Raw genomic sequence first — 25,522 nt, forward strand, 5'->3', positions numbered from 1 at the left:
GTTCATACCATTCCGCGATCCCGCGCGATCATTGCTGCATGGGTGCGATTTCGAGCACCGAGTTTTCGGATTACCGACCGCATATGCATTTTCACCGTCACTTCCTGAATGCCGAATGTATGCGCGATTTCCTTGTTCTGCTGACCGTCACATAAAAGCGCCAATATTTGCTCTTCGCGCCGCGACAACAGGTTTTCTTTGTCGGGTTTCAACATGCTACCCTGTGGCAGGACGATCAGATCATTGTGTCCTTTGGCCAAACTCAGGGCCGCTTTCAGGTCTGCATTCGACAAAAAGGCCGGGATGCAGGCGGTCACACCAAGGCGCAATGCCTGCCGTGCAATGGTCAGGGATGGCGTGTGCATCAACAGGACCACCCTCGCATTTGCGCGGGCTTTGATCAGACGGGTAATTGCTTTCAACCCGCCAAGACCCGGCGTGCCAAAATCCACTGCCAGGACTTGCAGGTCAGTGATGCGAGGCAGCAGCGTTTCGGCCTCTTGTATCGTCGTGCAGACGCGCAACGGGACGTCACCGCCCAGTTTCAAAACAGATGTGAACCTGCGCTGGATGGCAAGGTCCTCTGTCACCAACAGGATTGTCACAGCGGCGCTCCGCTTCGCGATTTGTGGCCGTCATGGCCACGACCGGTTTTGGCGCGCAACATTCGCACAGCGAACGGGTGACGAACAGGTGTCACTAGGGATAGGTTTTCGGGCCAAAACCTGTCTGAAAGTGAGGTCTTGCAGACAGCACCGCGCAATGTGCAACAGATCGCGGCTGTGTTGACAGTTGGTCAGGACGCCATGAGACTAGGGCAGAATGTCCAAAACCACCGGTCCCAACGCGTCAACGATCAAGGAAACACCTTGGGCGGTTGGGTGTAACCCATCCTCTTGCAAATATTGAAGCGCGCCATTTGCGGACCCGGCGGCATCGGTCAGACCGGCCAGAAAACTGGGGTACAGCGGAATATCATGTTCCTGCGCCAGCCGCTTGAACACCTGTTCGAACTCGGTTTTATACTCCGCGCCGAAATTGGCCGGACCGGGCATGCCGATCAGCAAGCAGGGCAGATCGCGCGCCGACAGCTCGGACAGGATGGCATCGAGATTGGCATAAGTCGTCTGTGGATCGGTCCCCCGCAGCATGTCATTGGCCCCCAACGCCACCAGAACCACGTCGATGTCGTCCGTCAAAACCCATCCCAGCCGCGCCGCGCCGCCTGCCGTGGTGTCGCCGGAAACGCCACCGTTTATGATGGTCGCGTCTGCGCCACGATCGTTCAGCCATGCCTCAAGCTGGGGCACGAACCCGTCTTGCTGGGGCAACCCATATCCGGCGGTCAGACTGTCACCAAACGCAAGGATCGTGACATCACTGGCGCGCGCCGTCCCCGACAGCAACACGATTGCGGCCAAGCACTTGAGAAACCGGGTCAAAACCCCATATCCACGTGATATCACCATGTTTTGCCCCTTACAGGATTTCCAATGCCAGAGCCGATCATTTCCCTGACCGACGCCCGCCTTACGCTTGGCCATAATGCCGGACGGACCGAGATCCTCAAGGGCATAGACATGTCTGTTACCGCGGGCGAGACATTGGGGCTGACGGGTCCGTCGGGGTCGGGCAAATCATCTCTCCTTATGGTGCTGGGCGGGTTGGAGCAGGCCAGCGGCGGCGGGGTAAACGTTCTGGGTCAGAATCTGAGTGCGATGGGCGAGGACGATCTTGCCCGGTTCCGCAGAGATCATATGGGGGTGGTGTTCCAATCTTTCCACCTGATCCCGACAATGACCGCGCTGGAAAACGTGGCGACCCCATTGGAACTGGCCGGTGCGCCGGACGCGTTTGAGCGCGCAACGGAAGAATTGAACGCGGTTGGATTGTCTCACCGGCTGGACCACTACCCAAGCCAGATGTCTGGTGGCGAACAGCAGCGTGTGGCACTGGCCCGCGCTGCCGCCCCGCGCCCCCAAATCCTGTTGGCGGACGAGCCAACAGGAAACCTGGACGGAAAAACCGGCGCGGCGATCATGGATCTGTTGTTTGGCCTGCGGGATCGCCATGGTGCGACGCTGATCCTGGTGACACATGCGCCAGAGCTTGCCGAACGCTGTGACCGCATCCTTCAGATACAAGACGGGGTGCTTGTATGATGCAGACGCTGACCATGGCCTTGCGTCTGGCCCGACGCGAGATGCGTGGCGGGATGCGTGGGTTCCGCATTTTCCTGGCCTGCCTCGTGCTGGGTGTCGCGGCGATTGCCGGTGTGGGCAGCGTGCGCGAAGGACTTCGGGCGGGACTGGCCTCGCAAGGGGCGGTCTTGCTGGGGGGCGATGCGTCGGTGTCGTTCACCTATCGATTTGCCGAGGACACGGAAGCTGCGTTGCTGGCATCAGAAAGCGCTGCAATGACCGTGATGGCCGACTTTCGATCCATGGCGGTTGTGGGGGACGAGCGGGCCCTGACCCAGATCAAAGCGGTCGATGACGCCTATCCGTTGGTTGGATCGGTCGAATTGGACCCTCCGATAGCCTTGTCCGCCGCGCTGGACGGGCAGCGGGGGCTGCCCGGAGGCGTGATGGACAACCTTTTGATCGAACGGCTGGGCTTGTCTTTGGGGGATGCTTTCCAACTTGGCGATGCCGAGTTTGTCTTGACGGCCGAACTGGTCACGGAGCCCGACAATGCCAGTGGCGGTTTTGGTCTTGGCCCGCGCACCATCGTGCGTCGCATCGCATTGGATGGATCGGGTCTGTTGACTGAAGGCACGTTGTTCAACAGCCATTACAAGATGCGCCTAAAGGCAGAGCAAAACCTTGATGGGCTTTACGCCGCCACGATGCCGACGCTGGAATCGAAAGGTGCACGCTGGCAGGATGCGCGCAACGGCGCGCCGGGAATGCGACGGTTGGTGGATCAACTTGGAGCGTTCCTTGTGCTGGTCGGACTTGCCGGGTTAGCGGTTGGCGGGGTCGGTATTTCGGCGGCAGTGCGCGCCTATCTGGACGGTAAAACCAGCACTATTGCGATCTTGCGAGCGTTGGGGGCATCCAAATTAACGATCTTTCTGACATATTTCCTACAAATCGGCTTGTTAACCGTAATTGGGCTGTCTTTGGGGCTTCTGCTAGGGGCTGTCGTGCCGTTGGCCTTGGCTCCGGTGATCTCGGCAGTGCTGCCCATCACGGCCGAGATCACGATCTATGCCCGACCTTTGGCCGAGGCTGCATTATACGGTGTTTTGGCCGCATTGTTGTTCACACTGTGGCCACTGGCGCGAACCGAGGATGTGAAGGCGGCGGCGTTGTTTCGGGATGCCGCACTGGGCCGCGCCCGCCTGCCGCGCCCGTTGTTCATCGGGGTGTGTTTGACCATCCTTGCGCTGCTGATCTGGTCTGCCTCGGTCCTGTCCGGGATGCCCCGCCTTGCGATGTGGAGCTTTATTGGATTGGCGGGAGCATTTGCCGCGCTGGTTCTGACCGGGTTGGCGGTGCGCTGGGCGGCCCGATGGGTTGGGCATCGAAAGGCTATGCGTGGCTGGCCGACCCTACGAATGGCGCTTGGCGCTGTGGGTGGGCCGGGGGGCGAAGCGGGTGCAGTCGTTCTGTCGCTAGGGTTGGGTTTGGCTGTTCTGGCTGCTGTGGGGCAGATCGACAACAACCTGCGCGGTGCGATTGCACGTGACTTGCCAGATGTGGCTCCCAGCTTTTTCGTAGTCGACATCCAACCCGACCAGATTGATGGCGTGAAAGCCCGATTGGAGGGCGACCCGCTGGTCACTCGGATCGATACCGCCCCAATGCTGCGGGGAGTGATTACCAAGATCAACGACCGTCCTGCGCGCGAAGTCGCGGGCGGACATTGGGTTGTGCACGGGGATCGCGGTCTGACCTATTCCGACACGCCCACCCGCTCCACGGTGGTGGACGGGGAATGGTGGCCCGAAGACTATCAAGGCCCGCCCCAGATCAGCTTTGCTGCTGAAGAGGCCGAGGAGATGGGGATCGGTATCGGCGACAGCCTGACCGTCAACATTCTGGGTCGTGACATAACCGGCGAAATTACCAGCCTGCGCGAGGTCGATTTCAGCCAAGCCGGGATGGGCTTTGTAATGACCATGAACCCATCGGCGTTGGCGGGCGCACCGCACAGCTATATCGCGACAATCTATTCCCAAGCCGCCGGAGAGGCGGCAATCCTGCGCGACCTTGGCCGGGCGTATCCGAACATCACATTGATCTCGGTGCGCGATGCGATCACGCAGGTGACGGGGATCATGGGGCAGGTGGCTGCCGCGATCACTTATGGGGCGCTGGCCACGTTGCTGACTGGGTTTGTCGTGCTGATGGGTGCCGCCGCGGCGGGCGAACGCGCGCGGACATACGAGGCCGCGGTGATGAAAACCCTTGGGGCAACCCGGCCCGTTATCTTGGCAAACTTCGCGATCCGGTCTGCGGTGTTGGGTGCGGCGGCGGGGGCGGTCGCAGTGCTGGCGGGCGGATTGGCGGGGTGGGCCGTGACGTATTACATCATGGAAGAACGGTTCGTCTTCGATGCCGCCAATGCCATCGCAATTGTTTCGGGCGGCGTGGTTGCCACGGTGCTTGCTGGATTGTTCTATGCTTGGCGACCACTGTCTGCGCGTCCCGCGCGGGTGCTTCGCGCGCGAGAATGAACCTTAACCGTGCGTCGCACGATGCTTCTTGCAAATAACCAGTTTCAGGCCGGACCAGATGTCGTCCACCGCGCAGACTTTTACGTCCACCAGCGTTGTTTGCAGCGCGATTTCCCGGATTACATCCTCGGTCATGTCGGTGGGAACATTTGACGTTTTCTTGGGCCAAGAGACCCAGATCATTCCATCCTTGTCCAGTGTGACGAGCAATTTCGGCAACGCGGTCTCGAACGCTTTGCGGCTGTCTGTAAACATATGGATCACGTCATACGGGCCGCTTAAGGCCTCGGTTGAGACGGCTCGCGCACTCCTAAAGGCGCGGCTGGTGACAAGGTGGTCATGCGCGGCAGGGCGATCCAGCCATGCTACGCGTTGGCCATCCTTCAGGCCGAGCTTCTTCGCCAGAGGTGTATCGGAAGACCTTGTCATAGAGTCAGGATATGTCCGCCCAACCCGAATGCGAAACCCATAATTGCCCCCAGCGGCGGGGACCAATGTCGTTCCACTGGCACTTGCGGGGCGATGTCCTGAAACATCAAGTAAAGAATGCCACCCGCCGAGAACAGCATCAGAACGCCCAGCAGTTCGGGCCATCCGGAGAACATCGTGATGCCCAGAACCGCGGCAAGTGGCCCGGCTGGCACCAAGGCGAGAAACAATAACAGGCGCTTGCTGCGCGGTGTCTTGGACGAGGCTGCCAATTCGCGATCTGCATTGAACCCTTCCGGCAGGTTCTGCGCGCCGATCAGGATGGCCAGCAGCACCGCCAGTCCGGGATCGGCTGTCAGGATTGCGCCCATGGCGATGGCTTCCGGGATGAAATCCATCAGCATCGCCATGAACTGCGCCTTGGAACCTCCTCGATGCGCCATTGCAATATCCGATACCAGTGCCGCAATTGCCCCTGCAAGCAATGGCAGAAGGGCCAACAGGCCGGGCACGCGGTCGATCCCCTCGGGGATCAGAACAAGGGCGACCGCCGACAACAACGCGCCTGCGCCAAACGCCATGATCCAGTGGTTGGCTTCGTTGCGCAGAGGGCCGGGCAGAATGCGGTCGAACCTTGCCAGCCACGCCCCCAAAGGAATGGCCGCCCCGGCGAGGGCGGCCAATAGGGTCGCATAAACGATGGCGCCCATCAGAGCGTGCGTTCGACCATCATCTTCTTGATCGAAGCGATCGCCTTGGCCGGGTTCAGACCTTTCGGGCAGGTCTTGGCGCAATTCATGATGGTGTGGCAGCGATAAAGTTTGAACGGGTCTTCCAACTCGTCCAGACGCTCGCCTGTGGCTTCGTCGCGGCTGTCAATGATCCAGCGATAGGCGTGCAGAAGCGCGGCCGGGCCAAGATACCGATCACCGTTCCACCAATAGCTGGGGCAGGCGGTCGAGCAGCTTGCGCACATGACGCATTCATAGAGACCATCCAGTTTCTTGCGATCTTCGATGGACTGCTTCCACTCTTTCGCGGGGCGGTTGGTCTTGGTTTCCAGCCACGGCATGATCGAAGCATGCTGCGCATAGAAATGCGTCAGATCCGGGATCAGGTCGCGCACCACCGGCATGTGCGGCAAGGGATAGATTTTCACATCGCCCTTGATTTCGTCCATGCCATAGATGCAGGCCAGCGTATTGATCCCGTCGATATTCATCGCGCAGGACCCGCAGATGCCTTCGCGGCAGGACCGGCGGAAGGTCAGTGTCGGGTCAATCTCGTTCTTGATCTTGATCAGCGCGTCCAGAACCATCGGCCCGCATTTGTCCATGTCGACGAAATAGGTATCGACGCTCGGGTTCTGCCCGTCATCCGGTGTCCAGCGATAAATCTGGAACTTGCGGACATTGGTCGCGCCCTCGGGTTTGGGCCAGGTCTTGCCGGTGCGGATGGTCGAGTTCTTCGGAAGTCTGAATTGAACCATATCGTGTCCTCCTTAGAACGTCCGCGCTTTGGGCGCGATTTTCTTGAGACTGATGCCACCTTCGGTCTCGGTGGTCAGCGGATCGGTGATGACAGGACGATAGCTTAGATCGACCTTGTTGCCATCGACGCGGCTGACAGTGTGAACGCGCCACTTCTTGTCGTCGCGCTTGGGGAAGTCCTCGTGGGCGTGGGCGCCACGGCTTTCCTCGCGCGCTTCAGCCCCGTGGATGGTGGCCAGAGCGTTCGGCATCAGGTTGGTCAGTTCCAGCGTTTCCATCAGGTCCGAGTTCCAGACCAGCGAACGGTCGGTAACGGCCAGGTCATCCAGCTTGGCGGCGACATTGGTCATCTTCTTGACACCTTCCTTCAGCGTCTTGGCCGTGCGGAAGACGGCGGCGTCGGCCTGCATGGTCTTCTGCATCTCAAGCCGCAGCTCGGCGGTTGGAACGGAACCATTGGCGTTGCGCAATCCGTCGAAACGGTCAAACGCCTTGTCAACCGAGCCTTGGTTCAGAACCGGATTGGCGCTGTCAGCATCGACAATCTTACCGGCGCGGATCGCGGCGGCACGGCCAAAGACCACCAGGTCAATGAGCGAGTTCGACCCGAGGCGGTTCGCCCCATGCACCGAGGCGCAGCCCGCTTCGCCGACGGCCATCAGGCCTGGCACGACAGCGGTTGGGTCGTCTTTGGTGGGGTTTAGCACTTCGCCCCAATAGTTGGTCGGAATGCCGCCCATGTTATAATGAACCGTGGGCAGAACCGGGATCGGTTCTTTGGTCACATCGACGCCTGCGAAAATCTTTGCGCTTTCGGAAATGCCGGGCAGGCGTTCGGCCAAAGCCTCAGATGGCAGGTGATCGAGGTGCAGATAGATGTGGTCCTTTTCTTCGCCCACACCGCGCCCTTCGCGGATTTCCATGGTCATCGAGCGAGAGACATAATCACGCGGGGCAAGGTCCTTATACTGGGGCGCATAACGCTCCATAAACCGTTCGCCTTCGCTGTTCACCAGATAACCGCCTTCGCCCCGCGCACCTTCAGTGATCAGGCAGCCAGAGCCGTAGATGCCGGTTGGGTGGAACTGGACGAACTCCATGTCCTGCAAAGCCAGCCCCGCGCGCGCCACCATGCCGCCACCGTCGCCCGTACAAGTGTGGGCCGAGGTCGCCGAGAAAAAGGCGCGTCCGTAACCGCCGGTCGCCAGCACAACCATCTTCGCGTTGAAGACATGCATGGTGCCGTCATCGAGCTTCCAGCAGACAACGCCCTGACACTGACCGTCTTCGGACATGATCAGGTCGATGGCAAAATACTCGACATAGAACTCCGCATTGTTTTTCAGAGACTGACCATAGAGCGTGTGCAAGATGGCGTGGCCGGTCCGGTCCGCGGCGGCACAGGTCCGCTGCACGGGGGGGCCGTCACCAAACTCGGTGGTGTGGCCGCCGAAGGGGCGCTGGTAAATCTTGCCTTCCTCGGTGCGCGAGAAAGGAACGCCGTAGTGCTCCAACTCATACACCGCTTTGGGCGCTTCACGGGCCAGATATTCCATCGCGTCGGTATCACCCAGCCAGTCCGAGCCTTTCACGGTGTCATACATGTGCCACTGCCAATTGTCCGGGCCCATGTTGGATAGGGACGCGGCGATGCCGCCCTGGGCTGCGACAGTGTGCGAGCGGGTCGGGAAAACTTTGGTTACACAGGCCGTGCGCAGACCTTGTTCGGCCATGCCAAGTGTGGCCCGCAGACCAGCGCCACCGGCACCGACCACGACCACGTCATATTCGTGCGTTTCGTATTCGTAAGCTGCCATTTGGGTTGCTCTCCGGTCTTAAAAGGCGATGCTGCCGAGGCCATAAAGCCCGATCGCGAGTGTTGTGTAGGCAAGTGCCGTGCAGAAGATCACCAGGACCTTCTTGGTCACGCCGCGCGAATAATCCTCGATCACCACCTGGATACCATGACGGAAGTGAACCATGGCGGTCACAAGTGTCATCGCGGCGATGATGGCGGGGAAGGGGCGTTGATAATATGCGATGGCTTCCTCGTAAGGCAGCCCAAGCGCACAGCCGAAAGTCAGCGCGAACAACGGCATCAGGATCAGCAGGCCAACAGCCGAAATAGCCTGACCCCAGAAGTTTTCGGTGCCAGAGCCTGACGCCCCTTTACCCACGGCGCGTTTGCGGTCGGTCAGATAGTGCATGTCCGTCCCCCTTACACGATGATGGCGACGATGATCGCCAGAATAACGGAACCGAAGATGACACCCAGGCCCATCTTTTCTGCGGTAGGAACATCAAGGCCGATGCCAATGTCCCAGATCAGGTGCCGAAGACCGGACAGCGCATGGTAGCACAAAGCCCAAAGCGCGAGGAACATGATCACGTCCCCGATGAACGAGGTCATCAGACCGTTTACAAAATCATAATATCCCGGACCCATCGCGGCAGCGATAAACCACCAGACGACCAGAATGGCGGCCCCGATCAGGGCCACGCCGGTGATCCGTGCGAAAATCGAGGTCATGGAGGTCAGCTGCGGGCGGTAAATCTGCAGATGCGGGGATAGTGGGCGATTGCCCCTATTCACGTCGGCCATGGCGGCCTCCTTCTGTCTGTTGCGACTGTTGGGACAGGAATAGCGTCATTTACCGTGCAGAGTCACGCGTTATGGAAGGGGAATTCGGCGGAAATTGCGCTAACAAGGACTAAAATTCGACCTTGTGATCACAGAATTATTTTTTGTGATCACATATATTTAGCCGTTATATCCGACTGAATATATAAGGCAAACTGGTTGATATGCTGCTTCGCGGCGTAATTGGCCCGTAGCGATATGGGGTGCCTCGATGGCTATTTTGGCATCAGCGCCCAATAGTCGAGGTCCAGCATGACATCGGGGTGATACTTGCCATCCGCGCCTTTCAGGGAAAACTCCGGCGCGCCATGTTTTACCGCGACCAGACGCAACCTTATCGCGCCAACACCCGGCGCATCCGTGTCGGCTTTGTCCAAAACCTCGGACCAGGCGCGGATCGTGTCGCCCGCAAAACAGGGGTTGGCATGCGCACCGCCGTTCAGGCCGACGATCATCTGCGCGTTGGCCAGCCCGTTGAACGACAAGGCCCGCGCCACCGAGATCACGTGGCCGCCATAGATCAACCGCTTCCCGTCCGGACGGAATGTGGCGTCGAAATGAACCTTGGCGGTGTTCTGCCACAGACGCGTCGCCAGCATGTGCTCGGCTTCTTCGACGGTCACGCCATCGACATGGTCGATCTTTTCCCCGATCTCATAGTCGCCCCAACGGTGCGGTTCACCGGCCAGATTGAAATCGTAGTCTTCGAGCGATAGTCCGGCAGGGATCACCAGATCCTCGGCGTCCAACGTGGCTTTCAGATCAGGGATAACCGTGTCGGGCGCGGGTGCATCCAGATCGCCTTTGCGCACCATCACCCAGCGCACATATTCCAGCACCGGCTCGTCCATCTGGTTCACACCGCGCGTGCGCACCCAGACCACGCCGGACTTGCCGTTGGAGTTCTGTTTCAGCCCGATCACCTCCGAGGATGAGCGCAGCGTATCGCCGGGATAGACGGGCTTCAGCCAACGCCCTTCGGCATAGCCAAGGTTGGCCACAGCGTTCAGGGAAATGTCGGGCACGGTCTTGCCGAACACGATGTGGAACGCGATCAGGTCATCCAGCGGCGACCCTTCCAGCCCGCAATTGCCCGCAAATTCATCCGAGGAGTAAAGCGCATGCCGGGCAGGATAGAGCGCGTGATAGAGCGCGCGTTCGCCTTCTGCCGCGGTGCGTGGCACCGCATGCCCTATCACTTCGCCCAGCTTGTAATCTTCGAAAAAGCGGCCGGGATTGGTTTTCGCCATCAGTGTTCTCCCAGTTTTGTGTCGGGCGTGTAATCGCCGGGAACCACCTTCACCACCGCTTGCGCACAGCGCATCTTACCGGTGGCGGCGTCATGGGCATAGGCCGGGTCGCCATGCAGTTCCCACCCTTTGTTCAGTGCTGCGGTGACTTTGTGGCAGAAGGCCGACGTGTCTTCTTCGGTCAGCAGGCGATAGAGCTTCATGGCTTACATTCCAAACGGTGAGGGGCCGATCAGCCCGTGGATAACGCCGATGATCACTGTCAGAACCACCGCCGCAGCAAGAAACATGCCGTCCTTGGCAATCGTGCCTTTCGGATGTGGGGTCCATGTCGGCTCGGCCCGGTTGATCACGATGATCTCGGCCACAGCCCAGAGTGTCAGGGCACCGAACAGGATGATCGAGGCAATATCCGGGTTCACCACGATATGCGCCACGCTCCAGATGATGAAGCCGGTCAGCATCGGGTGACGCATCCGATAAAACAGCGCGCCTTTCGATGGGCCGGGGCTCATGAAGTAGATCGCGAAGACGATCGCCAGGTTGTTGATGTGTTTCAGGAAGGCCGGATAAGCGATCAGGTCATAGCTGTCCACACTACGATAGCCGATCACCATAAGGACGATGCCCACAAGAAGGATCAGCGCCGAGACACCTTTCGCCTTGTCCCCTATCGCAGCGTGGCGCGCGGGCAAGGCGCGTTTCCAGAAATGCCCGGCATACCAAAGGGCGATGCCGATAATCAGGATGGTCATGTGTGTTCTCCGCGTTAGCCGGCCATTTTGGTGATAGCGTCCGCCTTGGCCAGAATTCCTTTTGCCGTCACAACATGCAGGTTTTCGACGATCTTACCATCCACAACCGCGACGCCCAGGCCGGAAGCTTTCGCTTTCTCGAACGCCGCGATCTGGCGTTGGGCAAGGTCGATTTCGTCCTTCGACGGGGCGAAAGCCGTGTTGGCGATGTCCAATTGAGCCGGATGGATCAGGGTTTTGCCGTCCATGCCCATGTCACGGCCCTGTTCGCATTCGGCCTTCAACCCCTCGTTATCCTTGAAGGCATTATAGACCCCATCAATGATCACCACACCGTGGGCCTTCGCTGCCAGCAGGCACATATGCAGACCGCCCATCATCGGCAGGCGATCGGCGCGAAAACGGGTGTTGAGCTCCTTGGCAAGGTCATTGGTTCCCATCACGAACCCCTTCAGGCGCGGGTGGGCGGCAATCTCGGCAGCGTTCAGCATGCCCAGCGGGGTTTCCATCATCGCCCAGAGGTCCACGTCCGGGATCAGGGCTGCCAGTTCGTCCAGTTGGGCCGCGCTGTCCACTTTCGGCATCAGGACCGCGTCGATATCCGCCCCAACAAACGCGGCCACATCGTCCTTGCCCCACGCGGTGTCAAAACCGTTGATCCGCACGATTTTCGCGCGATTGCCGTAACCGCCCTTGTCCAGTTCATCCTTCAGAGTTGCACGGGCTTCAATTTTTGCATCGGGGGCGACCGCATCTTCCAGATCGAAGATAATCGCGTCGGCAGAAAGGCTGCGCGCCTTTTCCAACGCGCGCTCTTTCGAGCCGGGGATATAAAGGACGGAACGATAAGGACGAGTCGACATGATTCTGGATCTCCGCAATATTGTTGCGCAAGGGACCACATCTGCGCACCATTTCGCAAGGGTGGATTTGCCGCGTCGCAGAAGTTTCTTATTTCCTCAGTGCAGCGTTCGTCAGGTCAGACCTTCCCAAATCAGCTTCGTGCCGGTGATGATCAGGAACAGATAGGTGAAGGCAAAAAAGCCCCGCTCTGACAGGCGGTGGTGCATGTGGACGCCGATCCAGACACCGATCACCGCAAACGGGATCAGGAACAGGTCAGCCCGGGCGGTTTGCCACGTGAAAATTCCCAAAGCGAAGTAGGGGATGAATTTCAAAAGATTGATTGCCCAGAAACTGATCACAGTCGTCGCCTGAAACGTGGTCTTGTCCAACCGCCGCGACAACAGGAACACCGCGGCCGGAGGGCCGCCCGCATGGCTGATGAAGCTGGTAAACCCGGCAATCAGTCCCCAAAACCCGCCCAGACCGGCGGACATCGGGTGGGCCGCCGGCGTAATCAGTCCGCGTGCACGTGCGGCCTGAAACGCGACGAAGCCCACAGCGATCAGACCGATCAACAAGCGGAAGATGTCCGGGTCGGCGATGGAATATAACAATGCGCCAACCGCAACGCCCGGCACCGCGCCCAGAACCAGCGCCTTGGCCGATGGCGTATCCCACTTGCGCCAATAGGGTTTCAGCGCGGTTACATCCATCAGCATCAACAGCGGCAACATCAACCCGATGGCCGCGCCCGGCTCCAGAATCAGCGCCAGCAAAGGTGTTGCCGCAAAAGCCGCGCCAGACCCAAAACCGCCCTTGGAAATGCCTGCAAAGATCACGGCGGGGATCGCAAAGGCAAAGAATGTGAGGTCAAGAACCTCGGGCATGGTGTATCCCCCAAACCGCTGGAAAACGAGTGTTTTAGCGCTATCGCGAATGCTGCACAGGGGCAAGCATCGCTTTATGCCGCAGCGCGGCACCCTTGCACGAACGCCATAATCGGACTACGCATGCGCCCGAAAACAACTGATCGGAGATCAACCCCATGGCCAGACCAAAGATTGCGCTTATCGGTAGCGGCATGATCGGTGGCACCCTTGCCCACCTTGCTGCACTGAAAGAAATGGGCGACGTCGTTCTTTTTGATATTGCCGACGGCATCCCGCAAGGCAAGGCGCTGGATATCGCGGAAAGCGGTCCCGTCGAAGGGTTCGACGCGAGCCTGTCGGGCACCACATCCTATGAAGATATCGCAGGTGCTGACGTGTGCATTGTGACCGCCGGTGTGCCGCGTAAGCCGGGCATGAGCCGTGATGACCTGCTGGGCATCAACCTGAAAGTGATGAAATCGGTCGGTGAAGGCATCAAGGAACATGCCCCGAACGCGTTCGTGATCTGCATCACCAACCCGCTGGACGCCATGGTTTGGGCGCTGCGCGAATTTTCGGGCCTGCCCCACAACAAGGTGGTCGGCATGGCTGGCGTTCTGGACTCGGCTCGCTTCCGCCACTTCCTGTCGGTCGAATTTGACGTGTCGATGCGCGACGTGACGGCGTTTGTTCTGGGCGGCCACGGTGACACCATGGTGCCGCTGACCCGCTATTCGACCGTTGGTGGCATCCCGTTGCCCGATCTGGTCGAGATGGGTTGGACTAGCCAGGAAAAACTGGACGCGATCGTTCAGCGCACCCGCGATGGTGGGGCCGAGATCGTAGGGCTTTTGAAAACCGGGTCGGCTTACTATGCGCCTGCGGCTTCGGCGATTGAGATGGCGCAAGCCTATCTGAACGACCAAAAACGCGTCCTGCCCTGCGCGGCATATGTGGACGGCGCTTATGGCTTGGACGGCTTTTATGTTGGTGTGCCGACCGTCATCGGTGCCAACGGCATCGAGAAGGTGATCGACATCAAGCTCAGCAAAGACGAGCAGGCGATGTTCGACAAATCCGTCGATGCCGTGAAGGGTCTGGTTGAAGCCTGTAAAGGGATCGACAGCTCTCTGGCCTGATATCATCAGTCAAACAGAATCGGGGCGTCCCATTCAGGGGCGCCTTTTTTCATGTGACCGAAGCGCCTTTAGAATCACGAGATTTCTGCGTTTCTGCGCAGGTGAAGATTTTTTGTGATCACAGTATTTTCGCGTGTGATCACAAAAAAGCAGGTTTAGCGCAAAAATCCACCAATTCAGCAGAAAGTGTTTTCGACACTTCCGCCAGTTGTGCATGGTGTCCCCGACCAAATGGACCAACTGGATAGGATGACTTCATGAACATTCATGAATACCAGGCGAAGGCCCTTCTGAAATCCTACGGTGCCCCCGTTTCTGACGGGCGCGCTGTTCTGAGAGCAGAAGAAGCCAAGACCGCCGCAGGTGAACTCGACGGCCCCCTTTGGGTGGTGAAAGCACAAATCCACGCAGGTGGCCGCGGCAAGGGTTCGTTCAAGGAAGCTGGCGCTGGCGAAAAGGGCGGTGTCCGCCTGACCAAATCGGTCGAAGAAGCCGCCGAGGAAGCCAAAAAGATGCTGGGCCGCACGTTGGTCACACACCAGACCGGCCCGGCGGGCAAGCAAGTCAACCGCATCTATATCGAGGCCGGTTCCGGTATCGAGCGTGAACTTTACCTCGCTCTGCTGGTTGATCGCCAAACCTCGCGCATTTCGTTCGTATGCTCGACCGAAGGCGGCATGGACATCGAAGAGGTTGCAGCCGCAACCCCCGAAAAGATCCTGAGCTTCTCGGTCGACCCCGCGACAGGCTACCAAGGCTTCCACGGCCGCCGCATCGCGTTTTCGCTGGGGCTTGAAGGCGCGCAGATCAAGCAGTGCGTCAAACTGATGGGCCAGCTTTACCAAGCCTTCGTCGAGAAGGACATGGAGATGCTGGAGATCAACCCGCTGATCGTGTCCGACAGCGGTGATCTGAAAGTGCTGGATGCGAAAGTCAGCTTCGACGGCAACGCGATTTACCGTCACCCGGATGTTGCCGAACTGCGCGACACCACCGAAGAAGACCCGAAAGAGCTGGAAGCGTCGAAATACGACCTGAACTACATCGCTCTGGACGGAGAGATCGGCTGCATGGTGAACGGTGCTGGTCTGGCGATGGCCACGATGGACATCATCAAGCTTTATGGCGCTGAACCGGCCAACTTCCTTGACGTCGGCGGCGGCGCCACCAAAGAGAAAGTGACCGAGGCCTTCAAGATCATCACCTCGGACCCGCAGGTCAAAGGCATCCTGGTCAACATCTTCGGCGGCATCATGCGCTGTGACGTCATCGCCGAAGGCGTTGTCGCCGCGGTGAAAGAGGTCGGTCTGCAAGTTCCGCTGGTCGTGCGTCTGGAAGGCACCAACGTGGATGAGGGCAAAGCCATCATCAACGGTTCCGGTTTGAATGTCATCGCGGCAGACAACCTATCCGACGGCGCAGAGAAAATCGTGAAAGCGGTGAAGGGGTAAGACAATGGCAGTTCTCATCGACGAAAACACCAAGGTCATCTGTCAGGGCTTCACCGGCTCGCAGGGGACCTTTCACTCGGAACAGGCCATTGCGTATGGCACCAAGATGGTCGGCGGTGTGACGCCGGGCAAAGGGGGGCAGACGCATCTGGACCTTCCGGTCTTCAACTCGGTGCACGAGGCCAAGCACGTCACCGAAGCCAACGCTTCTGTGATCTATGTGCCACCGCCCTTCGCAGCGGACTCGATCCTTGAAGCGATCGACGCCGGGATGGAACTGATCGTCTGCATCACCGAAGGCATTCCGGTGCTGGACATGATGCGGGTGCAGCGTGCGCTGGACGGTTCGAAAAGCCGTCTGATCGGGCCGAATTGCCCCGGTGTCATCACGCCCGACGCCTGCAAGATCGGCATCATGCCCGGCCACATCCACAAGCGCGGCTCGGTCGGTGTTGTGTCGCGGTCCGGCACCCTGACCTATGAGGCTGTGAAGCAGACCTCGGATATCGGTTTGGGCCAGTCGACTGCGGTTGGCATCGGTGGCGACCCCATCAAAGGCACCGAGCATATCGACGTTTTGGACATGTTCCTGGATGACGACGAAACGCAGTCGATCATCATGATCGGTGAAATCGGTGGTTCGGCAGAAGAAGAAGCCGCCGAGTTCCTGGCCGAACAGAAGAAAAAAGGCCGCTGGAAGCCGGTTGCGGGCTTCATCGCGGGCCGCACGGCACCTCCGGGTCGTCGTATGGGCCATGCTGGCGCGATTGTTGCGGGTGGCAAAGGTGGCGCCGAAGACAAGATCGAAGCCATGCGTGCCGCTGGCATCGTGGTTGCCGACAGCCCAGCCACGCTGGGCGAGGCCGTGCTGGAAGCGATCGGCAAATAAACATCAAGGCGCGCGCCCCTGGACGCAGGGGCGCGTGTTTTCCAATTTTCAGGTGAACCCATGACGGATCAGAGCCCCAACGACCTTTTTCATGCATCAAGTTTCATGCAAGGTCACAATGCCGAGTATCTTGAACAGCTTTACGCCCAATATGCGCGCGATCCCAACGCGGTGGATGCCGCGTGGCAGGCGTTTTTCACCGAGCTTGGGGATGACGGCGGTGACGTGACAGCCGAGGCGGCGGGACCGTCCTGGGCGCGGGCGGATTGGCCGCCGATGCCGACCGGCGACCGGGTTCACGGGCTGGACGGGCAGTGGCCCGAAGAACCGGTGGTCGAGGTCAAATCCGCAGGCAAGAAGATCGAAGCCAAGGCGGTTGAGAAAGGTGTTCAACTGTCCGACGATCAGGTCAAGCGCGCCGTGCTGGACAGCATTCGCGCCCTGATGATCATCCGCGCCTATCGGATCCGGGGCCACCTGGCCGCCAATCTTGATCCGCTCGGGATGCGCGAGGCGTCGGATCATCCCGAGCTTGATCCGGCCTCCTACGGGTTCACCGAAGCCGATATGGATCGTCCGATCTTCATCGACAATGTGCTGGGGCTGGAAGTCGCCTCGATGCGGCAAATTCTGGCGATTGTGAAAAGCACCTATTGCGGCACGTTCGCGCTGCAATACATGCATATCTCGGACCCGGTTCAATCGGCGTGGCTGAAGGAACGGATCGAAGGGTTTGATCGCGAGATCAAGTTCACCCGCGAGGGCCGCAAAGCCATCCTGAACAAGCTGGTCGAGGCCGAGGGTTTCGAGAAGTTCCTGCATGTCAAATACATGGGCACCAAACGGTTCGGTCTGGACGGTGGCGAAGCACTGATCCCCGCGATGGAGCAGATCATCAAGCGTGGTGGTCAGCTTGGCCTGAAAGACATCGTAGTCGGGATGCCGCACCGTGGTCGCCTATCGGTTTTGGCCAACGTGCTGCAAAAACCCTATCGCGCGATCTTCAACGAATTTCAGGGTGGCAGCTTCAAACCGGAAGAGGTCGATGGCTCGGGCGATGTGAAATACCACCTTGGCGCGAGTTCGGACCGCGAGTTTGATGGCAATATCGTGCACCTGTCGCTGACCGCGAACCCGTCCCACCTTGAGGCCGTGAACCCGGTGGTGCTGGGCAAGGTGCGCGCCAAGCAGGAACAGATGAACGACAAGGACCGCGATCAGGTTCTGCCGATCCTTCTGCACGGCGACGCGGCCTTTGCCGGTCAGGGTGTTGTGGCCGAAGGCTTTGGTCTGTCGGGTCTGGTCGGTCACAAGACCGGCGGCACGATGCATATCGTGGTGAACAACCAGATCGGGTTCACCACCGCGCCGCATTTCAGCCGTTCGTCACCCTATCCGACGGATATCGCGCTGATGGTGGAGGCCCCGATCTTCCACGTGAACGGGGATGACCCCGAAGCCGTGGTGCACGCGGCCCGCGTCGCGATTGAGTTCCGCCAGAAGTTCCACAAGGACGTGGTTCTGGACATTTTCTGCTATCGCCGCTTCGGTCACAACGAAGGCGACGAGCCGATGTTCACCAACCCGCTGATGTACAAGCGGATCAAGAAACACCAGACCACGCTTCAGATCTATACTGATCGTTTGGTGAAAGACGGGTTGATCCCGGCTGGCGAGATTGAAGATATGAAAGCTGCGTTCCAGGCCAAGATGAACGAGGAGTTCGAGGCCGGGAAGGACTACAAACCCAACAAGGCCGATTGGCTGGATGGGCGCTGGTCGCATCTGGACAAGGAAAGCGACGAATATCAGCGTGGCAAGACCGAGATTTCGTCGGACACGCTGGCCGAGATCGGCAAGGCGCTGACCACGGTGCCGGAAGGTTTCCCTCTGCACAGAACCGTGGGCCGGTTGCTGGACGCCAAGAAAGAGATGTTCGACAGCGGCAAAGGGTTTGACTGGGCCACTGGCGAGGCGATTGCCTTCGGCTCGCTGGTGACGGAAGGGTTCCCGGTCCGCCTGTCGGGGCAGGACGCCACGCGTGGCACGTTCAGCCAGCGCCATTCCGGCCTGATCAATCAGGACACGGAAGAACGCTATTATCCGCTGAACCACGTGCGCGAAGGTCAGGCACGTTACGAGGTCATCGACTCGATGCTGTCGGAATACGCGGTTCTTGGGTTCGAATATGGTTATTCGCTGGCCGAACCCAACGCGCTGGTGATGTGGGAAGCGCAGTTCGGCGACTTTGCCAACGGCGCGCAGATCATGTTCGACCAGTTCATCTCGTCTGGCGAGTCGAAATGGCTTCGGATGTCCGGCCTGACGGTTCTTCTGCCGCATGGTTATGAAGGGCAGGGGCCGGAACACAGCTCGTCCCGGCTGGAACGCTTCCTGCAAATGTGTGGCGGTGACAACTGGATCGTCGCCAACTGCACCACGCCCGCCAACTATTGTCACATTCTGCGCCGTCAGTTGCATCGCGGCTATCGCAAGCCGCTGATCCTGATGACGCCGAAGTCGCTGCTGCGTCACAAGCTTGCGGTGTCGAACGCGAAAGACTTCACCGAAGGGTCCAGTTTCCACCGCGTGTTGTGGGATGATGGCGACCGTGACAACGGCACAGGTCGGTCCGAGGCCAAGCTTGTCACGGACAAGAAGATCAAGCGCGTCGTGATGTGTTCGGGCAAGGTCTATTACGACCTGCTGGAGGAACGTGACCGTCGCGGCATTGAAGACGTCTATCTGCTGCGCCTTGAGCAGTTCTATCCCTTCCCCGCCATGTCGCTGGTGAAGGAGTTGGAACGTTTCAAAGGGGCGGAAATCGTCTGGTGCCAGGAAGAGCCCAAGAACCAGGGTGCCTGGTTCTTCGTTGAACCGAATATCGAATGGGTGCTGACCCGGATCGGGGCCAAGCACACGCGGCCCGTCTATGCCGGTCGCCCGGCATCGGCATCGCCTGCCACCGGTCTGGCATCTCAGCACAAAGCACAACAAGAGGCGCTCGTGGACGCGGCGCTGAACCTGGAAGGGAAATAAGCCATGAGCATCGAAGTAAGGGTCCCAACATTGGGCGAAAGCGTCACCGAAGCCACGGTCGCCACATGGTTCAAGAAACCCGGTGATGCCGTGGCGGTGGACGAAATGCTCTGCGAGCTTGAAACCGACAAGGTGACGGTCGAAGTGCCGTCGCCCACCGCCGGTGTGATGGGTGAGATTGTCGCCGCCGAAGGTGAAACCGTGGGTGTCGACGCGCTTCTGGCAACCATCAGCGAAGGCGAAGGGGCGGCCCCGGCACCTGCACCCGAGAAGAAAGCCGACACCGCGCCCGCCGCCTCTGGCGATGATGCGCCTGCCGTCGATGTCATGGTGCCCAGCCTTGGCGAAAGCGTGACCGAGGCGACCGTGTCAAGCTGGTTCAAACAGGTTGGCGATACCGTGGCACAGGATGAAATGCTGTGCGAACTGGAAACCGACAAGGTGTCGGTCGAGGTCCCAGCCCCTGCCGGTGGTGTGCTGACCGAAATTCTTGCCGCCGAAGGCACCACCGTCGATGCCTCGGCCAAGCTCGCGGTGATCAGCGGCAGTGCAGATGGGGCTGTCGAACCCGCGCCCAAACCCGCCGCGGCACAGGCATCCGCAACGACCGGCAAGGACGTGGAAGATGCCCCATCGGCCAAGAAAGCCATGGCCGAAGCCGGTCTGAAACCGGGCGACGTGCAAGGCACGGGGCGCGATGGTCGCGTGATGAAGCATGACGTCGCTGCCGCCGTGGCCGCTCCGAAAGCTGCCCCTGCGCCTGCTGCCGCGCCCGCCGCACCGCGTGCCGCTGGGGACCCCGCCCGCGAAGAACGCGTGAAAATGACGCGCCTGCGCCAGACCATCGCGCGCCGCCTGAAAGACAGCCAGAACACCGCCGCCATGCTGACCACCTATAACGAGGTCGACATGACCGAGGTGATGGCGCTGCGCAACGAATACAAAGCCGAGTTCGAAAAGAAACACGGCGTGCGCCTGGGCTTCATGTCCTTCTTCACCAAGGCCTGCTGTCACGCGCTGAAAGAGGTGCCCGAGGTGAACGCCGAGATTGACGGCACCGACATTGTTTACAAGAACTACGTGAACATGGGCGTCGCTGCGGGCACGCCCACGGGTCTGGTCGTGCCGGTGATCAATGACGCCGATGCGATGTCCTTCGCCGCGATCGAAAAAGCCATTGCCGAAAAGGGCCGCCGCGCCCGTGATGGCAAGCTGTCGATGGACGAAATGCAGGGCGGCACCTTCACCATCTCGAACGGCGGTGTCTATGGCTCGCTTATGTCTTCGCCGATCCTGAACCCACCGCAGTCGGGTATCCTTGGTATGCACAAAATCCAGGACCGCCCGATGGCGATCAACGGAGAGGTCGTGATCCGCCCGATGATGTATCTGGCACTGTCCTATGACCACCGCATCGTTGACGGCAAGGGTGCCGTGACCTTCCTTGTGCGCGTGAAAGAAGCACTGGAAGATCCGCGTCGGTTGTTGATGGATTTGTGAGGCTGAACTTCGGATGTTCAAAAGGTTGTTCGAAGATTTGCATCCGATGAAGCGTGGTTTATCTAGCCGCGAGGGAACCTTGTTCGACCAACTGTTGATTGTTGTCGTTTTCCGCCGTCATCTTAGAGCACAAGCAACTCAATCTGAGGTTAAAGATCTAGCAAAATCGCTAAAAGCATCTTGTCGAGAGCTCGGCTGGAACCGAAAAACCGCTGATAGACTGGTTAACTTTGGGGCGAAAAACTATCTACTTTATCGCCCCAAAGAAACTGAGATCTCGTTGGGTACTAGTATCCAAGAGGTCATCCGCCGCGAACTGAATTGGTGCTTGTCACACGATGTAACTTCAATATCGGATTTGGAGATCCATTGTTCAGGTGCGATAGAACAGCTTGTTTCGGAGGTTCGCTCATTGAAGATCGAATGAAAGGGATGGATCTATGACCCCCGAACTCACCATCCTCGCCCTCGCAGGCCTGCTGCAAGTGGTCCAGTTCTGCATCTACTCCGTTCTGGCGCAGATGCAGGTGGGGTCGAAATACGCGGCCTCGCCCCGTGACAAGCCGCGGGAGCTGACGGGCATCGCAGGTCGGGCGCAGCGGGCGTTGAATAACCATTTCGAAGGGCTGATCCTGTTCACGGCGGCAGTCGTGGTCGTCACGCTCTCGGGCCGGTCCACCGCGACGACGGCGACATGCGGCTATGTCTATCTGGGCGCTCGGCTGTTGTATCTTCCCGCCTACCTGTTTGGCTGGGCGCCATGGCGCTCGCTGATCTGGTTCGTGGGCTTCCTTGCGACGACCGTGATGTTGATCTCGGCGCTCATATGAATATCACTAGGCAAGAATGCTCCGGGGTGAGCGGGACGATGGCGGACATACGCCACGCCCAGACCCCAAATGAAAGGAACAAGACACATGGCAGACTATGACGTAATCATCATCGGCGGCGGTCCGGGCGGCTATGTCTGCGCGATACGCTGTGCACAGCTTGGCCTGAAAACCGCGTGCGTCGAAGGGCGCGAGACCTTGGGCGGCACCTGCCTGAACGTCGGCTGCATTCCGTCCAAGGCGCTTTTGCACGCATCGCACAGCCTGCACGAGGCCGAACACAACTTCGCCAAGATGGGTCTGAAGGGCAAAAGCCCTTCGGTCGATTGGAAGCAGATGCTGGCCTATAAGGATGACGTCATCGGCCAGAACACAAAGGGCATCGAGTTTCTGTTCAAGAAAAACAAGGTCGACTGGATCAAGGGCTGGGCGTCGATCCCCGCCGCCGGTCAGGTCAAGGTCGGCGACGAAGTCCACAACGCCAAGAACATCGTACTTGCCTCCGGGTCCGAGCCGTCGACCCTGCCCGGGGTCGAGGTGGACGAGAAAATCGTCGTGACCTCGACCGGTGCGCTTGAATTGCCGAAGGTTCCCAAGAAGATGGTTGTGATCGGGGCCGGTGTGATCGGGCTTGAGATGGGGTCGGTTTATGCACGTCTGGGCACCGAGGTTACGGTCGTTGAATTCCTTGACGCCATCACACCAGGGATGGACAGCGATCTGGCCAAGACCTTCCAGCGTGCGCTGAAAAAGCAGGGGCTGAGCTTTGTCATGGGCGCGGCTGTTCAGAATGTGGACGCCAAGAAAACGAAGGCGACTGTGAACTACAAGCTGCGCAAGGATGACAGCGAGCACGCGATTGATGCCGATGTGGTGCTGGTTGCCACAGGCCGCCGTCCGTATGTCGAAGGGTTGGGTCTGGACGCGCTGGGTATGAAAATGACCGAACGCGGGCAGATCGCGACCGATCATTGGAAAACCTCCGTGTCGGGTGTCTGGGCCATTGGCGATGTCATCGAAGGCCCGATGCTGGCTCACAAAGCGGAAGACGAGGGCATTGCGGTGGCCGAGGCGATTGCCGGCCAGGCGGGCCATGTGAACTATGATGTCATTCCGGGCGTCGTCTATACAGCGCCTGAAGTGGCCTCTGTCGGCAAGACCGAGGAACAGTTGAAGGAAGAGGGCCGCGGCTACAAGGTCGGCAAGTTCAGCTTCATGGGCAATGCCCGCGCCAAGGCCGTGTTCCAGGGCGAGGGCTTTGTAAAAATTCTGGCTGACAAGGACACCGACCGCGTTCTGGGCGTCCACATCATGGGCCCAGCGGCGGGCGAATTGATCCACGAGGCTTGCGTGCTGATGGAATTCGGCGGATCAGCCGAAGACCTGGCCCGCACCTGTCACGCCCACCCGACTTTCTCGGAAGCTGTGCGCGAGGCCGCGCTGGCTTGTGGCGATGGCGCGATCCACGCGTAATCCCTCGTAGACACGCATGAAAAAAAGCCACCGGATCGCTCCGGTGGCTTTCGTCTTTTCTGACACATCTCTGTGTCCGGTGTCATCTCATTCGAATTTCCGAATCTCGCCCGACTTGAGGCGCGACAGGTAGCTGTCCAACTCGCGCTTCACGACGGGCATCAGGAAATACAGCGCCAGGATGTTCACGACCGCCATGGCAAAGATCGCCGCGTCCGAGAAGTCGATCACCGGACCAAGGTTGGCCGAGGCACCGATCACCACGAAGATGCAGAAGATCACCTTGAAGGTCAGTTCTTTCCTTTGGCCTTCGCCGAACAGGAAAGTCCACGCCTTGAGGCCATAGTAGGACCAGCTGATCATGGTCGAGAAAGCGAACAGGATCACCGCGATGGCGAGGACATATTTGAACCAACCGAACGAGGCCGAGAATGCAGCCGATGTCAGCGCAACCCCCTTGTTGCCGTCAATGGTCTGAATCGTCGCCCCGCCTTCATCCAGCAGATACATACCGGTTGCAGGATCGCTGATCAATTGGCCCGTGATGATGATCACAAGCGCCGTCATGGTGCAGATCACGACGGTATCGATGAACGGCTCAAGCAGGGACACAAAGCCCTCGGTGATCGGTTCCTTGGTGCGCACGGCCGAGTGGGCAATCGCAGCCGACCCAACGCCGGCTTCGTTCGAGAACGCCGCCCGTTTGAAGCCTTGGATCAGTGCACCAACCATACCGCCAGCAACACCAAGACCGGTGAAAGCGCCTGCGAAGATCTGGCCGAACGCCCAGCCGATCATGTCTGCGTTTATCAGCAGGATGATCAAGGCGGTCAACACGTAGAGCACACCCATGAACGGCACAACTTTTTCAGTCACGCTGGCGATGGATTTCAGACCGCCCACGATTACCGCAAAAACGATGCCAGCGAAGATGATACCGGTGATCCAGCCCGGAAAATCTCCGACCACATTTGTGATTTGTGCATGTGCCTGATTGGCCTGGAACATATTCCCGCCGCCCAATGCGCCCAAGATACAGAAGATCGAGAACAAGACCGCCATGAATTTGCCAGCGGGCAGGCCGCGCTCGGCAAAGCCCTTGGTCATGTAATACATCGGGCCACCCGACACGGTGCCATCCTCGTATTCGTTACGGTATTTCACACCCAACGTACATTCGGTAAACTTCGACGCCATGCCCAACAGGCCCGCAAGGATCATCCAGAAGGTGGCACCTGGCCCTCCGATGCCGACCGCGACGGCCACACCTGCGATGTTGCCAAGCCCGACCGTGCCTGAAAGGGCGGTTGCCAAGGCTTGGAAGTGGCTGACCTCACCGGCGTCATTGGGGTCAGAGTAATCGCCTTTCACAAGCGCGATCGAATGCGGGAAGGCCCGGAATTGGATCAAGCCGAAATAGATTGTGAAGACCGTTGCCGCAACCACCAGCCAAGCAACGATCCACGGGAAGGACGTGCCGGGGAAAGGGCTGAAGATGAAGTTGACGAACCAGCCGGTTGAACTGGCAAATATGTCGTTGATTTTCTGGTCCATGGATTGGGCCATCGCGGGCGCTGTCGCCGCCAGCATGGCCGGTGCGGCCCATGCCGCTGCCTTGATTGAGTAATTCATAACTATCCCTGTTCGCATTGTTTTTTTAAGGAACGATGGTGACGGGCACCGGCGAGATCTGCGCCAATGTGCCCGCGACCGAGCCGAAGATGCGTGATGACAGGCCCGAATTGCCGGTGCGGCCAACGATCACTTGCGTGGCACCCTCGGCTTTCACGATATCGCACAGCGTATCAGCGATGCCGCCGTATTTCAGGGCGGTCGAGACCTTGACCCCGCTGTCGGCCAGCCCCTTGACGACGGGCGTCAGCACTGCCTTTTCCGCGCGCTCCAACTCCTCACCGCGCCGTTTGTGGCGTTCTTCGATCTCGTTTGGTGTCAGGAATGAATAGGGTGACCATTCCAGCACATGCGCCACGACAAGTGCAGCGCCCTGCGATTTGGCCAGCCGAACCGCGAAATCCAGCGTCGCTTTGGAACTGTCGCTGCCATCGTATCCGACGACGATCTTATTGGACATTTTCTTCCTCCCTTGGGTGAACGTGTCACGTGTTAAGCAACTGTAGCCTAGCAGCGGTTGATCTGAAAAGGTTCCTTAATTTCTTGCAATGAAGGATGTTTTACGTAAAAACTATCGAACATACCTGATTGATCGGAAAATTTAC

The 25,522-nt window shown here is 59.1% G+C and carries 25 protein-coding genes; 10 read left to right on the forward strand and 15 right to left on the reverse strand.

Annotated elements, in window-relative coordinates; translation table 11 throughout:
* Positions 1–2 precede the first annotated feature (2 nt).
* A complete protein-coding gene (locus tag BMY55_RS04420) occupies positions 3–605 on the reverse strand; it encodes a response regulator transcription factor (RefSeq protein WP_091428647.1) in 603 nt (200 codons plus the stop codon).
* 207 nt (positions 606–812) lie between these two features.
* Positions 813–1,469: an arylesterase gene (locus tag BMY55_RS04425; protein WP_091428649.1), complete on the reverse strand. Its 657-nt coding sequence runs from the start codon at positions 1,467–1,469 to the stop codon at positions 813–815.
* A 24-nt stretch (positions 1,470–1,493) separates the two neighbouring features.
* On the opposite strand from BMY55_RS04425, the gene BMY55_RS04430 reads away from it, so the two are divergent.
* Positions 1,494–2,162: an ABC transporter ATP-binding protein gene (locus BMY55_RS04430; protein ID WP_091428651.1), complete on the forward strand. Its 669-nt coding sequence runs from the start codon at positions 1,494–1,496 to the stop codon at positions 2,160–2,162.
* Positions 2,162–4,684 carry an ABC transporter permease gene (locus BMY55_RS04435; protein WP_091432022.1) on the forward strand — a complete coding sequence of 841 codons (2,523 nt, stop codon included), beginning with the start codon at positions 2,162–2,164 and terminating at the stop codon, positions 4,682–4,684. The genes BMY55_RS04430 and BMY55_RS04435 overlap by 1 nt, the downstream gene beginning before the upstream one ends.
* Before the next feature lie 3 nt (positions 4,685–4,687).
* Here BMY55_RS04435 and BMY55_RS04440 read toward each other — a convergent pair whose 3' ends face one another.
* The 11 genes from BMY55_RS04440 to BMY55_RS04490 form a co-directional block, all read right to left on the reverse strand.
* Entirely contained in the window at positions 4,688–5,113 is a 426-nt protein-coding gene (locus BMY55_RS04440) for a DUF3052 family protein (protein WP_091428654.1), read from the reverse strand.
* The gene (locus tag BMY55_RS04445; protein WP_091428657.1) at positions 5,110–5,823 is read right to left on the reverse strand and encodes a ZIP family metal transporter; all 714 of its coding nucleotides are present in this window, start codon (positions 5,821–5,823) and stop codon (positions 5,110–5,112) included. Before BMY55_RS04445 ends, BMY55_RS04440 begins: the two co-directional genes overlap by 4 nt.
* A complete protein-coding gene (locus BMY55_RS04450; protein WP_091428660.1) occupies positions 5,823–6,602 on the reverse strand; it encodes a succinate dehydrogenase iron-sulfur subunit in 780 nt (259 codons plus the stop codon). The genes BMY55_RS04445 and BMY55_RS04450 overlap by 1 nt, the downstream gene beginning before the upstream one ends.
* A 12-nt stretch (positions 6,603–6,614) precedes the next feature.
* Positions 6,615–8,420 (reverse strand): succinate dehydrogenase flavoprotein subunit, encoded by a 1,806-nt coding sequence (sdhA, locus tag BMY55_RS04455; RefSeq protein ID WP_091428663.1) that lies wholly within the window; start codon positions 8,418–8,420, stop codon positions 6,615–6,617.
* An 18-nt stretch (positions 8,421–8,438) separates the two neighbouring features.
* A complete protein-coding gene (sdhD, locus tag BMY55_RS04460; RefSeq protein WP_091428665.1) occupies positions 8,439–8,810 on the reverse strand; it encodes a succinate dehydrogenase, hydrophobic membrane anchor protein in 372 nt (123 codons plus the stop codon).
* A gap of 11 nt (positions 8,811–8,821) precedes the next feature.
* The gene (gene sdhC, locus BMY55_RS04465) at positions 8,822–9,205 is read right to left on the reverse strand and encodes a succinate dehydrogenase, cytochrome b556 subunit (RefSeq protein WP_091428668.1); all 384 of its coding nucleotides are present in this window, start codon (positions 9,203–9,205) and stop codon (positions 8,822–8,824) included.
* Between the two features lie 254 nt (positions 9,206–9,459).
* Positions 9,460–10,494: a MaoC family dehydratase gene (locus BMY55_RS04470; RefSeq protein WP_091428669.1), complete on the reverse strand. Its 1,035-nt coding sequence runs from the start codon at positions 10,492–10,494 to the stop codon at positions 9,460–9,462.
* Entirely contained in the window at positions 10,494–10,697 is a 204-nt protein-coding gene (locus BMY55_RS04475; RefSeq protein WP_091428671.1) for a DUF1737 domain-containing protein, read from the reverse strand. The genes BMY55_RS04470 and BMY55_RS04475 overlap by 1 nt, the downstream gene beginning before the upstream one ends.
* A 3-nt stretch (positions 10,698–10,700) precedes the next feature.
* On the reverse strand, positions 10,701–11,249 hold the full coding sequence (locus BMY55_RS04480; RefSeq protein ID WP_091428673.1) for an NnrU family protein: 549 nt from the start codon (positions 11,247–11,249) through the stop codon (positions 10,701–10,703).
* A gap of 14 nt (positions 11,250–11,263) precedes the next feature.
* Positions 11,264–12,112 (reverse strand): HpcH/HpaI aldolase/citrate lyase family protein, encoded by an 849-nt coding sequence (locus tag BMY55_RS04485; protein WP_091428674.1) that lies wholly within the window; start codon positions 12,110–12,112, stop codon positions 11,264–11,266.
* A gap of 111 nt (positions 12,113–12,223) precedes the next feature.
* On the reverse strand, positions 12,224–12,982 hold the full coding sequence (locus BMY55_RS04490; protein ID WP_091428676.1) for a sulfite exporter TauE/SafE family protein: 759 nt from the start codon (positions 12,980–12,982) through the stop codon (positions 12,224–12,226).
* 158 nt (positions 12,983–13,140) lie between these two features.
* On the opposite strand from BMY55_RS04490, the gene mdh reads away from it, so the two are divergent.
* From mdh to lpdA, 8 genes are all read left to right on the forward strand, one after another.
* On the forward strand, positions 13,141–14,103 hold the full coding sequence (gene mdh, locus BMY55_RS04495) for a malate dehydrogenase (protein WP_091428678.1): 963 nt from the start codon (positions 13,141–13,143) through the stop codon (positions 14,101–14,103).
* A gap of 257 nt (positions 14,104–14,360) precedes the next feature.
* Complete coding sequence (sucC, locus tag BMY55_RS04500) at positions 14,361–15,554, forward strand: ADP-forming succinate--CoA ligase subunit beta (protein WP_091428680.1); 1,194 nt, start codon at positions 14,361–14,363, stop codon at positions 15,552–15,554.
* Positions 15,555–15,558: 4 nt separating this feature from the next.
* A complete protein-coding gene (sucD, locus tag BMY55_RS04505) occupies positions 15,559–16,443 on the forward strand; it encodes a succinate--CoA ligase subunit alpha (RefSeq protein ID WP_091428681.1) in 885 nt (294 codons plus the stop codon).
* A gap of 60 nt (positions 16,444–16,503) precedes the next feature.
* Complete coding sequence (locus BMY55_RS04510) at positions 16,504–19,482, forward strand: 2-oxoglutarate dehydrogenase E1 component (protein WP_091428683.1); 2,979 nt, start codon at positions 16,504–16,506, stop codon at positions 19,480–19,482.
* A 3-nt stretch (positions 19,483–19,485) separates the two neighbouring features.
* Positions 19,486–20,982 (forward strand): 2-oxoglutarate dehydrogenase complex dihydrolipoyllysine-residue succinyltransferase, encoded by a 1,497-nt coding sequence (odhB, locus tag BMY55_RS04515; RefSeq protein ID WP_091428685.1) that lies wholly within the window; start codon positions 19,486–19,488, stop codon positions 20,980–20,982.
* Positions 20,983–20,995: 13 nt separating this feature from the next.
* Complete coding sequence (locus BMY55_RS16715) at positions 20,996–21,409, forward strand: hypothetical protein (RefSeq protein ID WP_143064281.1); 414 nt, start codon at positions 20,996–20,998, stop codon at positions 21,407–21,409.
* 13 nt (positions 21,410–21,422) lie between these two features.
* Positions 21,423–21,812 (forward strand): MAPEG family protein, encoded by a 390-nt coding sequence (locus tag BMY55_RS04520; RefSeq protein WP_091428687.1) that lies wholly within the window; start codon positions 21,423–21,425, stop codon positions 21,810–21,812.
* Between the two features lie 87 nt (positions 21,813–21,899).
* Positions 21,900–23,285: a dihydrolipoyl dehydrogenase gene (lpdA, locus tag BMY55_RS04525; protein ID WP_091432025.1), complete on the forward strand. Its 1,386-nt coding sequence runs from the start codon at positions 21,900–21,902 to the stop codon at positions 23,283–23,285.
* Positions 23,286–23,372: 87 nt separating this feature from the next.
* On the opposite strand, the gene BMY55_RS04530 is transcribed toward lpdA, so the two are convergent.
* Positions 23,373–24,917, reverse strand: coding sequence for an alanine/glycine:cation symporter family protein (locus BMY55_RS04530; RefSeq protein ID WP_091428689.1), 1,545 nt, complete (start codon positions 24,915–24,917; stop codon positions 23,373–23,375).
* A gap of 25 nt (positions 24,918–24,942) precedes the next feature.
* On the reverse strand, positions 24,943–25,377 hold the full coding sequence (locus BMY55_RS04535) for a universal stress protein (protein WP_091428691.1): 435 nt from the start codon (positions 25,375–25,377) through the stop codon (positions 24,943–24,945).
* Between the last annotated feature and the right edge of the window lie 145 nt (positions 25,378–25,522).

The sequence above is a fragment of the Aliiroseovarius sediminilitoris genome, from assembly GCF_900109955.1.
GTDB lineage: Bacteria > Pseudomonadota > Alphaproteobacteria > Rhodobacterales > Rhodobacteraceae > Aliiroseovarius > Aliiroseovarius sediminilitoris.